Raw genomic sequence first — 15,292 nt, 5'->3', positions numbered from 1 at the left:
GAGAGAAATTTTAATTAGGATATAATTGCTTCTTATTTTTTAAATATCTCAATAATTTCAATTTTATTATTAATTATCTTTAATTTTGATTATATCATCAATTTCTGGAACATCTGAAATATCATTTTCATTTATGTTCTGGTTTATATTTTCATTTACAATTTCAACAGAATTATTATTTAGTTTATTTGATACTTTATTTTCCCTAAATTCTTCATAATTTTCATTTGTTAATAGAATCTTTTCATTTTTATTAATTTCATCTGTAATTTCAATTCCAACACCAATTGCATAAATAATGCTTCCATCCTCATCAATATAAGGTTTGTAAAAAGCATAGAAAAATTGGTTTGTTAATGTCTGTAGACCAATAAACTCTTTTCCTTCAACTAAATTCATATATACAATATTATTTTCATCAATAATAGAGCCAGTTAATTTTTCACCTAAAGTATTTTTAACTGTTGTATTTACTCTAATGAGGTTATTTTCATCTGATAATTGAAATACAGATATATGCATATCAGGGAATTTGTTAGTTATAAGCTCTAAAAAGTTAGTTCCAGTAGTCAAATTAATCTCATTAACAAAAATTTCGTCAACTAAATGGCCTTTAATATCAATTGTATTACCTTTCTTAAAATTATAAGGATTATTTAAAATATCATTCTCAATATAATAAATAACCTCAAATATTTTTTCTCTATAATTATCTTCTAATTCTTCAGGTATTTTCATAAATCTAAAATATGAGAACTTATCAATTATTTCATTAAACATTTTATAAAGTTTATATGTTTCATTACTAATTGTAAATAAAGATTTAACTTTTTCAGATATTTGCACCGCAGTATAGTTCATTTTATTTTTCATATCAAATGCAGTATTTTCTATGGAATTAACAAAAAATGATATTTTTTTAATTAAACCATTAAGTCCAGATATATTTCCTGCAATAAGTTTTAAAACATCTTCAACTTCTTTGGTAGATAAACTAATTTCTTTAATTAATGTATTGGTAGAAGATACTAAAATAGTTATATCTTCAGCTAAATTTTTAGTTTTAAAAGCCAATTTTCTAATTTCTGTTGCAACTACTGAAAATCCTTTTCCTGTTTGCCCTGCTTTTGAAGATTCTATAGATGCATTTAAAGAAAGTAAATTAGTTTGAGTAGCAATATTCCTGATTTCATTAGAAATATTTTCAATTTTATTATAAATGTTAACAAGTTCAGAAGTTTTATTAAAAAGCTCATTCATTATCTTAATATTTTCATTTGCTTTTTCTAAGGATTTAACAGAATAATCAGAGGATATTTCTGAAATGTTTTTAATTTCTTTAACCTCTTCTACTAAGTCATCAAAAGAATTGTTTAGGTTTTCTAGGTTATTGTTTTCATCATTAATTTCATTAAAACCTTTTTCTAGATTGTTTCTGGTTTTAATAAGTGAATTAAGGAAAATAGAAGAAGAGGAGTAAATAGCTTTTAATACTATTCTCAATTGAAATATCATTTGGTTTAAAGAATCACTTAAAGATTTATATTCATCTCTTCTTGTAGGTATATCAAAAGAAAAATCACCATTTGAAATTTTCAAATTGACTTTTTCAAATTCTTTAAGAGGTGAAAACATTATTCTGTTTGCAAAGTAATAAAGAATAAAAATAATTAAAAACATAAAGATAATCGAATAAATTATCAGTCTTATTCTTAATATTGTAATTGCAGATAATACTTTTTTATATGGCATATATGCAACAAGTTTGAAAAAATAGGTTGGAATAGTTGAGTAATAACAAAGATATTTACTTTTACTTAGATTATCATTAACAACTGTAATACCAGAATCTGATTTATATACACTATTAAGATCAAAATAAATAGGATTTTTTCCAACAAAATAAACAATATCTTTGTTTTCAAATTTACTACCAATTTTATTCCTGCTGGATAATTCAATAAATGCAATTGATAGATCTTGAGGAAGAGTTAAAGTTGATACATAATTTTCTAAAACTTTTTTGAAAGGTAGATCAAAAAGAAAAACAACATAATAAAGAATATTTCCATTTTGATCTTTCAAACTTCTTAATACCAATGGATAAAAATCTTCATTTAAAAAATAAAACCCTGTAAAAATTTCAGAAGTTTCAGTTATTGTTTTAATATCACTTTTAGATACTAATAAACTTTGAGATAAATAATCAGCATTAGAATAAAGTTTATTTAGGTTTTTATCATAAAAATAAATATAATATGAGCTCTCTTTATTAAATTTTTGCAAATAATCTAATAACACCTTTTTATCATTATTAGTTTGTACAATATTGTTTAGATCTATATGAATGTTTGCTGTTTGTGTACTAAATGCGGTTGCAGTACTAATTAATTCATTTTGTATAATTGTTCCAATAAATTTGGATATTGCACTTATATTTTTAGATGCAGATTTGGTAAGGGTATCTGTAATGTTCTGGTAGGCAAATGTATTTAATACTATGAAAAAAAGAACAAAAGTTAATACTAAAACAGCAACAAATTTAAATTTAATGTTCATTATATAAACTCCAGTTAAAGAGAATTTTAGCTACATTTTGAGAAACCACAGTTATAACAAGTTGCACACCCTTCACTATAATAAAGTGGTGAGCCACATTCAGGACAAACTCCAGCAATTTCCTTGTTATTATTTTCGTCATTTTTATATTCAAATTTAACCTGTTGTAACTTTGGTTCAGAATTTGATTTGATATTAATATCTAATTTAGGTTTTAGTGATAGATTACTATCTTTAAAAAGTTGGTCTTTTTCATCTATATAGATTTCAAGAGCTTTAGCAATCGCATCTGCACATGAAAAAGTTCTTTGGGTTCCAAGGAAAAATGGGGATGGATTTGGACACCTAATTCCTTTTAATTGTCTTATAATAGATTGCGGATCTAAATTAGATCTTAAAGCAAGTGAAATTAGTCTTGAAATTGCTTCAATTTGTGAAGCTGCGCAACCTCCAGCTTTTCCCATTGTAGCAAAAAGTTCAACAAGCCCATTTTCATCTTCATTAATTGTTACATATAAATGGCCACATCCTGTTTCCATTTTAATAGTTCTACCAGTTGTAATTGCAGGTCTTTTTCTTGGTTTTCTAATTTTTTCTTCATTTTCCTGTTTTTTAGTATCAGATTTTGTTCCTAAATGTAAAACCCCTTCTCTAGACTTATCTCTATAAACAGTTAGTCCTTTACATTTAAGCTCGTATGCAAGTAAAAATGATTTTTTAATATCATTAACAGAAGCATGTTCAGGAAAATTTATAGTTTTGGATACTGCATTATCAGTATTTTTCTGGAATGCAGCTTGCATCTTTACATGCCATTCAGGGGAAATTTCATGAGAAGTTACAAAAAGTTTTTTAATATTATCAGGGATGTAATCAAAATCTGACAAATGTCCAACCTTTGCAAGTTCTTCTTCAAATTTTTTATTATAAAATGGCATTTGTTTGATATATTCTTTAAAATATGGATGAAACTCTACTAAAACATTATTGTCTAAAACTGTTCTATAAAAGGCTAATGCAAATATAGGTTCTATTCCAGAACTTGCGCCAGCAATAATAGAGATAGTTCCAGTAGGTGCTATAGTTGTTCTGGTAGCATTTCTTAATTTGATCCCTTTCTTTTTATATTTGGATTTATCCCAATTTGGGAAAACCCCTCTTTTTTCTGCTAATTCTTTTGATGCTTCTAAAGCATATGTATTGATTTTCTCCATAGTTTTTTCAGCTAATTTAACAGCTTCTTCAGAATTATATGGAATACCAAGTTTAAAAAGCATATCAGCCCAACCCATAATACCTAGACCAATTTTTCTGTTACCTTTAACTAGTTCATCTATTTTTTTTAGAGGATAATTGCTTCTATCTATAACATTGTCAAGAAAATGAATTGCCTTAAATGTAATAGATTCCAATTTTTTCCAATCTATTTCATATTTTTTGTTTTTTTTGATTAAAATATGGTTAAGATTTAATGAACCAAGATTACATGCTTCATAAGGAAGAAGAGGTTGTTCCCCACATGGATTTGTACTTTCCATCTCACCTATTTCAGGAGTAGGATTTTTCCTATTAATTTCGTCTAAAAAAATTATTCCAGGTTCTCCACTTTTCCAGGCATGTTCAACTATCATATCAAATATTTTTTGAGCTGATTCTTTTTTAACTACTTTTTTAGTTCTTGGATTTATTAAATCATAATCGGAACCTGTTTCTAATGCTTTCATAAATTTATCAGTTAATGCAACAGAAATATTAAAATTAGTCAATCTATGAATATCTTCTTTACTTTTAATAAATTCAATAATATCAGGATGATCAACTCGAAGTACCCCCATGTTTGCACCTCTTCTTTTTCCACCCTGTTTAATAGCATTTGTTGCAGCATTAAATACTTCTATAAATGAAACAGGACCAGAAGAAACCCCATATGTTGATTTTACAACATCATTTCTTGGTCTAAGTCGAGAGAAGGCAAAACCGGTACCACCTCCTGTTTTATGTATTAATGCAGCATTTTTTATTGCATCAAATATTTCATCTATGGAATCACCCACAGGTAATACAAAACAAGCAGCTAATTGACCTAAATGAGTACCAGCATTCATAAGAGTTGGAGAGTTGGGTAAAAAGTCTAATGATGTCATTAAATCATAAAACTCAGAAGCTATCATTTCAACATCAGCATTTTTATCATAAATAAGATCAGCAGAAGCTATATCTTTAGCAACTCTTTGAAATAGTTGTTCAGGAGTTTCAATTGGTTCACCTTTTTCATTTTTTAATAAATATCTTTTTTCTAATACAATTTTAGCATTTTCAGTTAACTTTAACATAATTTCCCCTTTCCTATAAATAATAATTTTTATTTAACTATATTTAAAATCTTAAATTATTGTTATTCTATATTTTTAAAATTAGAATTTTCAAAACCTATTTTTTAATTTATTTAATTAATAAAGAAACTTAATAATTAAAAAAATAATTTTTAATAATTTTTATTAATATGTAAAAAAAAATATAATTAAAGTATCTTGTTTAAGTTATAATAGTAAATCTTAAATTAATTACAATATATTTTGTTATCTATTTTAAAAATTGTTTTCTATACTTTTATTTTAAAAGGTTTTGAATAGGAAGGTGAATTTTTTTTATTAATATGATTTAAATAAATCTTTTAATTGAAAAATTATATTGTTATTTATATTGTTATAATAATAGAACAAATATAAATATAAATTTTAAAATTAAAAACATAAAATTGAAATATAAGATATAATATTTATTGAAAAGATATTTTTATATAATATAATTGTTTTTGTAGTATAAATACCAATTGTTAAAAGGATATAGTTAGTGCAAAAAATTCTGGTTGTTGATGATGATGTTTTAATTGTTGATTTTGTAACAATGGTTCTTGAAATGAATGGATTTAAAGTTTATTCAACCAGTTCTAGTAAAGAAGCACTTAAAATCATTGATGAAAAAATAGAAGAATTAAACCTTGTATTTCTTGATTTAATGATGCCTGAAGTTAATGGTTGGGAAGTTTTAAAATATATTAGAAAGAAAAAAGATAAAAAACATTTACCAGTTGTTATTTTTACTGGAAATATAAAAGAAAAAGAATCTCTTGAAAACAATCCATTAAAAGATGAGATTAATGATTTTATTTTAAAACCTGTTAGTTATGAAGAGCTTATATATAGGGTAAAAGAAGCAATTAATGTTGATAGTTAAACAAATTTTTTTAATAATTTTTAATAAATAAAAAATTTTATAAATAAAAAATCTTAATATAAAAATCTTAATATAAAAATCTTTAAATTTATTTTATTTATGCTTAATTCTCTTTGAAAAAGATAATATTAAAACTATAATAATAATTATATAAAATAAGAATGAGTTATAAATTAAAAGATAAAGTTTAAAGGAAAAGATAAATGGAAAAATTAAAAAAATTATTAAAAAGAATTGATTATAAAGGTTATAAAGCCTATAAAGATATTGAAGGAGTATATACAAAAGATCCCTTTTTAATAATTATTGAACATGTACAGGGAGATCCATTTGCATCTCCTTCTAATATAGTAGTTAAAATAGGATATAAAAATACAGGATTTCCTGATTCATTTATTGAAAATGAAGAAAGGAAAATTGCTTTAGCAGACTTTATACATAGAAAATTTGAGAGTTTAATCAAGAATGTACCTTATAAAATTGAAGGAACAGGTAATTCAGGAAAGATATTAATTGCAAAATCAAACCAATATGTATATCCAAAGAGTGCTTGTATAGTTGGTGAAAAAAGTATTGAGTTGAGGTTTAATATTGGATTACCAGCATCTGGTAGAAAAATTTTAGGGATTCAAGCTTTAAATTTAATTGAAAAAAATGTTATTTTTTTACTTGAAAATAGTTTATTTGCTGAATTTTATGATTTAAATAAAGTTGAAGAGCATTTGAAAAATTATGAAATTCAACAGGAAATTAGAGAAAAGCTTGGTGAAATGGGATTGGTAGCTTTTGTTGGAAATGGTTCTATCTTACCTAGAAAAAATGGTATTGTAGATATTCCTATGGAAAAAGAAAAGGTTATTCTATTTCGATCTCCAGAATCATTAGAAGTAGAGATTGAAACCCGATATGGTAAATTTAAAGGTATGGGTATTAAAGAAGGGGTAACCTTAATTATAGGAGGAGGGTTTCATGGAAAATCAACTTTACTAAAAGCAATAGAAAGGGGTGTTTATTCAAAAATAAAAGGTGATGGTAGAGAGTTGTGTGTTACAAGAGAAGATGCATTTAAAGTAAGAGCTGAAGATGGTAGATTTGTTTATGGAGTTGATATATCATCATTTTTAACAAATCTTCCTTCCAGAAACGATTCATCATTTTTTATTACAGAAAATGCTTCAGGTTCTACATCACAAGCTGCAAATATTGTAGAAGCAATAGAAGTTGGTTCTAAGTTACTATTAATTGATGAGGATACTTCAGCAACTAATTTTATGATCAGAGATGAAGTAATGAAAAAGCTTGTTTCAAAAGAGAATGAACCAATAACACCATTTATTGATAGAATAGATGAATTATATAAAAATAAAAAGATTTCTACAATTTTAGTAATGGGGGGATCATCAGATTACATTAAAAAAGCTGATACTATAATACAAATGTTAGAGTTTAAACCTATTGATATTACAAAAGAAGCAAAAGAAGTTTATGAGGTATGGGAAAATTCTATTAAATCTACAAATAAAAATTTGTGGGTTGAAGAAGAGAAAACACTTTCTCCATTTAACTTTACAAGAAGGAAAATATCAAAAAAATCAATTGAACCAAAAAGAAAAGGAAAAAAATTAAAAATAAATGCAAAAAGTATTCATGTTATTCGCTATGGACTGGAAGAAATTGATATGGATTATGTTGAACAGGTGGTTGATCCGATGCAATTAAATTTTATTGCAGATGCAATATATTCTATATATAAAAATATGAACAATTATGAATATCTTGATAAACTTCTTTATTACTTTGGCAGGGATTTCAGGAAATATGGATTCAAAATATTATCTCCATACCCTAATGGGAATTATGCTTATGCAAGAAAATATGAAATTGCTGCAGCTATTAATAGATTAAGAACTCTAATTGTTAAAAAAGAGGATATTTAATAAAAATTATAGATTCATATTTTTTATTATTGTTGATTAAATTTTAAAATTAATTATATTATAGCTAAGTTGAATTAAAAATATTTAGGATATTGAAAAAAATTAAGTATTCGTTTTTTTAAAGGTTATATTAAAGTATTATAATAAGCTAAGTAAAATAAAATTAACTATTATCATAAAAATAAAAGAAGGTAGATATGGAATTATTTATTAATGGGAAAAAAATAGACTTTAAATTAGAAAAAGAGCAAAATATTGAACAGTTTATATCATCTTTATCAACAGAATTAGATAAAAATGATATGTATATAATTTCTATGGTTATTGATGGAAAAGAATATTATTTAACTCAACTAAAAGATATAGGTAGTTTATCTTTAAATGATATTAAAAAGTTTGAAATAAAAACTCTATTTAAACAGGAATTAGTATCTGAAACCTCTGAAAATATTGTAAAATATTTAACTTCAGTAGTTGAATTTATTCAATCAAAAGAGGAATTTACTGATCAGGATATTTTAAAAATACAGGAGGGGCTTAATTGGTGCTTTGAAGCATTAAGTAAAATTATGTCTTTATATAATGCTGAACCAGATTTTTTTATTATAAAAGGGGAAAAACAACTTTCTGTTGTTATAGCAAATTTAAAAGATATGGTAAATAATTTGTATGCATTACAGATAGATGAAAACTTTAAAAAAGATTTTCTTAATGAACTTCTATATTTTACAGAAGGTATAGTAAAAATTATAACATATGTGTTCATATCCTTAAATAGTATTAACAAGGATGATAAATTAAAACATTTTGTTGTTATTCTTGAAGATAACAATATTTTACTTGAAAAAGTTATAGATAGTTTCCCTCAGGTTGCTGAAAAATTACAAATTGGTGATGAAAAAGTTGCTTTAAATAGTTTTGCAACTTTTGTTAACTTTATTGTATATTATATAAATATTATAGCTCAAATTATAAACTTATATAATAATAAAGAAAATGATTTTAATTTTGATGAAATTAACAATACTATAGAAGTTTTTTCAAAAAATTTTGAAAAGATAAAAGAAGCTTTAGATGATAAAGATTATGTTGCTTTATCGGATGTTTTAGAATATGAGATATCAGAACCTTTAAAAGAATTAATTAAAAATACACAAAAATTAAAAATTTTTTTGCAAGAAAAGCTAAAACATCTTGACAAAAATGAAAAATAAATTTATATAGTTATTCACATATGGGAGAAGGAGCAAAAATGGTTATTCAAAAGACAATTTTAAAAAAACCATCAGAAATAAATAAAAAATGGATATTAATTGATGCAACTGGACATACATTAGGTCGATTAGCATCTGTAATAGCTAATATTTTACAGGGTAAAAATAAACCTGATTATGTTCCATATTGGGACAATGGTGATAATATTATAGTTATTAATGCATCAAAGATCAAAGTTACTGGTAATAAATTAGAAGATAAAAAATATTATTGGCATACTGGTTATCCTGGTGGAATTAAAGAAAGATCTTTAAAACAGATGATGGAAAAAGATCCTGCATATCCATTGAGAAAAGCTGTAAAAGGTATGCTTCCTAAAAATAGACTTGCAAGAAAGTTGCTTAATAATTTAAAAATTTATGCTGATGAGAAACACCCTCATCAAGCTCAAAATCCTGAAGAATACAAAATCTCATACTAATTAGGGGGAAAATTTTTATGGAATACATCTGGGCAAAAGGTTCAAGAAAAACATCTGTAGCTAGAGTTAGATTATCAAAAGGGAACGGTGATATTAAAGTTAATGGTAAAACTTTAAAAGAATATTCTCAAATAGAAAGATTATATAGAGAAGTTTTGAAACCATTGGAATTAAGTGGTTATAAAGATAAAGTTGATATTTTTGTAAATGTTAAAGGTGGTGGTTTAAATAGTCAAATTGAAGCTATAAGACATGGTATTGCAAGAGCATTAATTAAACTTGATGAATCAACAAAAAGCATTTTAAAGAGCAATGGTCTTTTAAAAAGAGATCCAAGAATGGTAGAAAGAAAAAAATATGGAAGAAAAAAAGCAAGAAAACAATTCCAGTTTTCAAAAAGATAATATATTTATTTTGTTTAATAAAAAAGAAGCTGTCTCAAGTTTATGGGACAGCTTTTTTTATTTAAAAATATGATTATTTAGAAATATAAGAAAAGGACTATCCATTAATTTTTTGGATAATCCCTTTTTTTATTTCAAATTGATATTTAATTAATAAAAGTATTTTTTTATAAAAAAGTTTTAAAAAAGATTTGTAATTTAAAATAATTATTCCTATTTAAATTTTCAAAAACCTATTTTCAAGTTATCATCAGCTTTTTTAATAGTGTTTTCTTCTTTAGTTGAATTTTGCAAATATTCATTTAATTCTTGTATAATTTTATCAATGTTTTCTATATTTTTCCCTTTTAAAAATTCTTTTAAACTTCCCCATACAGGTTCACCACAGACTAGTAAAGAAATATTGTATTTTAAAAAGAAATTATTGATCTGAGGATATTCTTCTAATAATTCATCAATAAATTCTTCGCCAGTTATCATAATTAAATCCCCCAATCCATCATTTCAGCTTCTTCATCTAATTCCTGTAAATTTTTATGAACATCATTCATTAATTTTTGTTGTTCAGGATTTGCTTCTTCAAAAATAGAATTCCATGCATTATCCCTTTGTTTAATATATTCAGAATAAGGCATTGAATATCTCATAAAAACTTTATAATAATATTCAATTTGTGAATCAGCACTTTCCTGTAAAGAGTATTTTTCCCACCATTGCCCTATATTCATTAATCCTGTAACTTTTACATTTTTTGAAACAAAAGCAACTGCAGAATAAATGAATTCATCAGATTTATCAACAGTTCCTTCCATTGCTTTAGAAAATTGAGAAGTAACAAGCTTTTTAATTGCTTCTGCAACAATTTGAGCTGCTTCACCATCTAAGGAACGTTTAGTCATTTCTAAATTTTTACCTTCTCTTGAAAGGTTCCAGTACATCATTTTTGTTTTAGTTTCTTTATCTTTTTTTATCATGAAAAAAGGACCTGTTACCCATTCTGGAGGTTGTGGAGTTAAAGTGTCAATAGTTGTTTTTTTTGGATAGGTTTCTTCCAAAACTAAAAACTCATCATTGCTATTTTCAGTTGGAGTGGTCATACAGGAAAAGAGAGTTAAAGAAAATATCAGTAAAAGAGTAGCACCTAACATAATTTTTTTCATTCTTCCCTCCTAATATTAATATAAAAAAAGTTAGATTTTATTTATATAATTTATATTTTCTATAATATTTTGTTCATATTAATAATAAATGATAAAAATTTACAACTGATTCATTCTTATATCTATTTTTTAATGATAAAAAAAATATTTTAAATTTTCAAACTAATTATTATTATAAAACAAATAGTTAAAAAATCAACTTTACATAGATAAGATAAAACTAAAATATTTTTTCTACAAAAAAATACCAGATAGGGATGGAAATTAAACTAAAAATTGTAGAAAAGGTAATTATTGCAGAAATAAGCTCTTCATCAGAGTTAAGATAATCAATAAAAAAGGGTGTCATTGTAGCAGTTGGCATTATAGCTTCCATTAATATTATCTTTTTTGAAAGTAGATCTAATTTCGTAAATAAAGAAAGTATGAAAATTGTTATTAATCCAAGAAAGAAACCAAATATTAATCTAATTGAAGAAGATAAGGAAATGAGTTTGATTTTTTTTAAATTGAGTTTGAAATTTAATGAAAGGCCAATTGTAAAAAGAATTAAAGGGATTGTGAAGTTAGCAAAAGTATTAATTGTATTGTTTATTAGTTCTGGTATGGGGATATTATAAAGTTTAAAAATAAGTCCTAAAAATGCTGAAATAATAGGAACAGAAGCATTTTTCAGTAAAGTTTTAATAAATATTTCTTTTGAAAAATTAGATTTTTCAGAAAAGTAGATAAATAAAAAACCAAAAGTTAGAAAAACTGGCCAAAAAAACATTGTAAAGAAAACAGATCGTGTTAAACCAGGGTTCCCATAAAAATAAAACATAATTCCCCATCCAAGATAACCATAATTACCAAAGGTAGAAGCTAAAATTAAAGAATTTTCTTCCTCATGGGATTTTTTTACTAATTTTGATAATAGTAATGAAGTTATTAAAAAAAGAAAAGTCAAAAGAAATAAAGCTAAAATTAAAGGTACTATCTGGTTTAAAACATTATAATCAGCATTATATAAATTTCTAAAAATTATAAATGGTACAGAGACTTTAACTACAAACTTTCTTAAAGTTGCATTTTCTTGTTGATTAAATAATTTAATAATTTTAAAAAAGAAACCTAAAACAATTGGTATTAAGATTGAAACTATAAGAGTTAAAATTTTCATATGAAATTTTTAACAGATTATGAATTTTTTAAAAGTAAAATAAATATAAAATTTATTTGCATTTTTCTTTAAGTTAGATTAACTTGATACAAGAAAAAGTTTAAAGGAGAATGAAATGAATATTTATAAAGCTCATGAACCTGATCTTAAATGGAATGATGTTGATATGGATGGTGTTAAAGATGCTAAAATTAAAGTAGTAATTGGTGAAAAAGAGGGTGCTCCAAATTTTATAATGAGAATTTTTCAAGTTGGTCCAAATGGCCATACACCTTTGCATACACATGATTGGGAGCATGAAAATTATATTTTAGAAGGTGAAGGAGTTTTGAGAAATTCAAAGGGAGAGGAATTACCAGTTAAAGCAGGTGATGTAGTGTTTGTTCCTCCATTTGAAGAACATCAATATTACAATAATTCTGATAAACCTTTAAAATTTATTTGTCTTATACCAAAACCAAGAAAATAGACTGTTTGTTAAATAAAATTCTTTATTACCGTAAGTTTAAAATTTAATAATTTATTTAATAGTTGTAATTTTAGGATTTTCGTCTTTCAATATTTAAAATTTTAATTATCTGTGAAGAGGAGGAAAAATCAATTTTTTTCTCCTCTTTCAATGTTTTTAGATATTTCATAACCATGTTTTTAGGATAAAACTTATCATTTTCACAAAATTTTATAAATCCAATTAATGGGATTGCCTTTTTTATCTTTAACTGTCCTGTTTTTTCAAGAAAGTTATAAAATTCATTTAATGCAGAGATAATTTTTTCTTTTCTATCTTTTTTGTATAGATTTATAACAATATCATTTGTGTTTCTAATTCTAATTGCGAGCATCTTAATGATTTTTTTTGCAAATTCTAGATTGCTGTCAATAAGTTTTTTAAATAGAATATTATTTATTACCAGAAGAATACTATCAGATAAAGCAACTGCAGAAGCAGATCGAGGAAAGTTGTCTATCAATGACATTTCCCCAAAAATGTCACCTTTACCTAAAATAGCCAGACTCTTTTTTTTCCCTTCAGTTTCTCTATATATTTCAATTTCTCCCTGTAAAATAATAAACATTTCTCTTCCAAATTCACCTTCTTGAAAAATGGTTTGCCCATTTTTGAATGTTCTTGAAAATTTCTGGATAATTTCTTTATTAAACATATTAAGCTCCAGTTTATTTATATATTTTTTAAAAATTATATAATGTTAGTTATATTCCCTTTCTATATAAAAATAATTTGAAAAAATTAATAATCAATATAAAATGTAAATAGTTGTTAAAATAAAGGTGATTATATGGAGATTTTTAAATATTTTAAAAAGGAATATCTTATTGCATTTGTGTTATTTGTAATATTATTTCCCTTAATTTTATATTTTATAATTAATTATATAAAAAAACTATTTTTTATAAACAAATGCAATAAATTACTTGAAAATGGAGAGTATGAAAAAGTTAAAAAGTTATTTATAAAGAAAAATCCTTCTCTTTTAAGTAAGGAGATTTTAAAGATAGTTTCAAAATCTTATCTTGATTCAGGTGAGAAACAGAAAGCAATTCATTATTTACAGTTAATGGTCGATCTAAACTTGTTAAAAGATGATTATGAATTACTTAATAACAATTTGACTTTAGCCTCTTTATTATTTGAATTGAACCAAACAACTGAAAGTTTTAATAAATTATTAAATGTTAAAGAAAAAGGAAAATATAACCCTTTCTGGAATCTGCTAATTGGAAAAATTTATCTTTCACAAAATTTTTTTGAAAAAGCTTTGAAATACTTTGATAAGGCTTTAATTTTAGATGAAAAATACTTCTTAGCAAAGTTTTATTATGCAATTACAAGGTATATTCTAAATCCAGAAGATGGTATAAAACAAATATTAATAGTAAAAGGTTTTTTTAAAGACCCTATTCTGGAATTATTTGAAGGGGTTTATTATTTCTCAAAAAAAAATTATTTAAAAGCATCAATTTTGTTTCAAAATTTTTTAAGGAAAACCAATAATGATCTTTTTAAAAAATCAAGATTTGTTAAAGAAGAAATAAAAATTAATTCAAAATTTTATGAGTTGTATTTAACTGTTTTAGATTTGATTTTTTTAATATTAAGTAGATTTTATTTATCTAAACCCTATACGGGAGAAATATCCCTTTTGAGAATAAACCTTGATAAATTACTTAATTATGAGGATAACAATTTTTTAAAATATCTACTTATTGAATATTCTATTTATACTTTTTACATTGTAAAACAATATAACTTTTTACAAAATTATAAAAAAATATTTAAATTACAATTCAATGGGAATATAAAAGAAGATCTTTTACAATTTGATTCAAAAAAATTTTATAAAAAAATTATTAAGGGTACTATTTTTTTAGATATAACACTATTGTCTTTAAAAAAACCACTTTATGTAAAACCAAATGTTTTAAAAGAGGATTTTAAAAACTATATTACTTATAAAGAAAAAAGTGAAAGCTTTAAGAATTTTATCAGGAAATTTAATACAATAGATAAAAAAACATTCATTAAAGTTTGTACCCAGATATCAAAATTGCTTGGTTATAATATTAAAAGACATAAATATATTTATAGCAGAGCTTATGAATCTGATGGGGTAAATTTAAAAGTTTTTAAAACTGAACCATATTACCATATTGATTTTATTGTTATAAGGCGATTTAAAGAATACAGGATCGGGAAAAATTATTTGTATTTTTTAGATGATATGAGAAAAAAAGAAAATGCTAAAACCCTGATTTTAATTTCAAATATGGAATTTGATGAAGATTTTTACAATTATAAAGAAGAATTTGAAAACATAAAATTGATACCAGCCCATAAATTAGGATTTTTGCTTGAAAGTATTTTTTTAAATAAATAAAATATTATTCGCTATTAATAATGCAATAAATTCTAAAAGTTTTTGATTAGCTAATAGCCCATGGCCAAAATTTCATAGAGATAATAAAAATAGAGGTAATATTTCTTTAACAAATTGATAGAAAAGTATAAGCAGGAATAATTATTTTTATAATGTTAAAAAGATATATTAATTTTTAATATTTTGCCTTCTGATTACTTTTATTAGTCAGAAGACATTTTTTTTCTTATATATATAATT

13 protein-coding genes are annotated in these 15,292 nt (G+C 24.0%); 7 read left to right on the top strand and 6 right to left on the bottom strand.

The features are described from left to right. Positions 1-69 precede the first annotated feature (69 nt). Positions 70-2,559 (bottom strand): methyl-accepting chemotaxis protein, encoded by a 2,490-nt coding sequence (locus ACZ5EC_RS05765; protein ID WP_464304007.1) that lies wholly within the window; start codon positions 2,557-2,559, stop codon positions 70-72. A gap of 26 nt (positions 2,560-2,585) precedes the next feature. Further along, positions 2,586-4,892, bottom strand: a complete 2,307-nt coding sequence (locus tag ACZ5EC_RS05760) for a vitamin B12-dependent ribonucleotide reductase (RefSeq protein ID WP_464304006.1) — start codon at positions 4,890-4,892, stop codon at positions 2,586-2,588. Between the two features lie 520 nt (positions 4,893-5,412). On the opposite strand from ACZ5EC_RS05760, the gene ACZ5EC_RS05755 reads away from it, so the two are divergent. The 5 genes from ACZ5EC_RS05755 to rpsI all read left to right on the top strand — a co-directional run bounded on the left by ACZ5EC_RS05755 (position 5,413) and on the right by rpsI (position 9,833). Beyond that, the gene (locus tag ACZ5EC_RS05755) at positions 5,413-5,796 is read left to right on the top strand and encodes a response regulator (RefSeq protein WP_464304005.1); all 384 of its coding nucleotides are present in this window, start codon (positions 5,413-5,415) and stop codon (positions 5,794-5,796) included. Between the two features lie 203 nt (positions 5,797-5,999). Continuing rightward, positions 6,000-7,733, top strand: a complete 1,734-nt coding sequence (locus tag ACZ5EC_RS05750; protein WP_464304004.1) for an ABC-ATPase domain-containing protein — start codon at positions 6,000-6,002, stop codon at positions 7,731-7,733. A 197-nt stretch (positions 7,734-7,930) separates the two neighbouring features. Beyond that, positions 7,931-8,947, top strand: a complete 1,017-nt coding sequence (locus ACZ5EC_RS05745) for a hypothetical protein (protein WP_464304003.1) — start codon at positions 7,931-7,933, stop codon at positions 8,945-8,947. A gap of 38 nt (positions 8,948-8,985) precedes the next feature. Continuing rightward, a complete protein-coding gene (rplM, locus tag ACZ5EC_RS05740) occupies positions 8,986-9,429 on the top strand; it encodes a 50S ribosomal protein L13 (RefSeq protein WP_464304002.1) in 444 nt (147 codons plus the stop codon). Between the two features lie 17 nt (positions 9,430-9,446). After that, positions 9,447-9,833 (top strand): 30S ribosomal protein S9, encoded by a 387-nt coding sequence (gene rpsI / locus ACZ5EC_RS05735; RefSeq protein WP_464304001.1) that lies wholly within the window; start codon positions 9,447-9,449, stop codon positions 9,831-9,833. Positions 9,834-10,058: 225 nt separating this feature from the next. On the opposite strand, the gene ACZ5EC_RS05730 is transcribed toward rpsI, so the two are convergent. From ACZ5EC_RS05730 to ACZ5EC_RS05720, 3 genes are all read right to left on the bottom strand, one after another. Further along, on the bottom strand, positions 10,059-10,313 hold the full coding sequence (locus ACZ5EC_RS05730) for a hypothetical protein (protein ID WP_464304000.1): 255 nt from the start codon (positions 10,311-10,313) through the stop codon (positions 10,059-10,061). 2 nt (positions 10,314-10,315) lie between these two features. Next, the gene (locus tag ACZ5EC_RS05725) at positions 10,316-10,993 is read right to left on the bottom strand and encodes a hypothetical protein (RefSeq protein WP_464303999.1); all 678 of its coding nucleotides are present in this window, start codon (positions 10,991-10,993) and stop codon (positions 10,316-10,318) included. Positions 10,994-11,213: 220 nt separating this feature from the next. Further along, complete coding sequence (locus ACZ5EC_RS05720) at positions 11,214-12,155, bottom strand: AEC family transporter (protein ID WP_464303998.1); 942 nt, start codon at positions 12,153-12,155, stop codon at positions 11,214-11,216. Between the two features lie 115 nt (positions 12,156-12,270). Between ACZ5EC_RS05720 and ACZ5EC_RS05715 the strand changes: the two genes are divergently transcribed. Further along, a complete protein-coding gene (locus ACZ5EC_RS05715) occupies positions 12,271-12,624 on the top strand; it encodes a cupin domain-containing protein (protein WP_464303997.1) in 354 nt (117 codons plus the stop codon). Between the two features lie 70 nt (positions 12,625-12,694). On the opposite strand, the gene ACZ5EC_RS05710 is transcribed toward ACZ5EC_RS05715, so the two are convergent. After that, the gene (locus ACZ5EC_RS05710) at positions 12,695-13,318 is read right to left on the bottom strand and encodes a Crp/Fnr family transcriptional regulator (RefSeq protein ID WP_464303996.1); all 624 of its coding nucleotides are present in this window, start codon (positions 13,316-13,318) and stop codon (positions 12,695-12,697) included. Positions 13,319-13,453: 135 nt separating this feature from the next. Between ACZ5EC_RS05710 and ACZ5EC_RS05705 the strand changes: the two genes are divergently transcribed. Then, the gene (locus tag ACZ5EC_RS05705; RefSeq protein WP_464303995.1) at positions 13,454-15,052 is read left to right on the top strand and encodes a restriction endonuclease; all 1,599 of its coding nucleotides are present in this window, start codon (positions 13,454-13,456) and stop codon (positions 15,050-15,052) included. The last annotated feature ends 240 nt before the right edge of the window (positions 15,053-15,292 follow it).

This window comes from Exilispira thermophila (genome assembly GCF_055389015.1).
The sequence above is the reverse complement of the archived record's forward strand: the minus strand, read 5'-3'. Positions and strand labels throughout refer to the sequence as shown.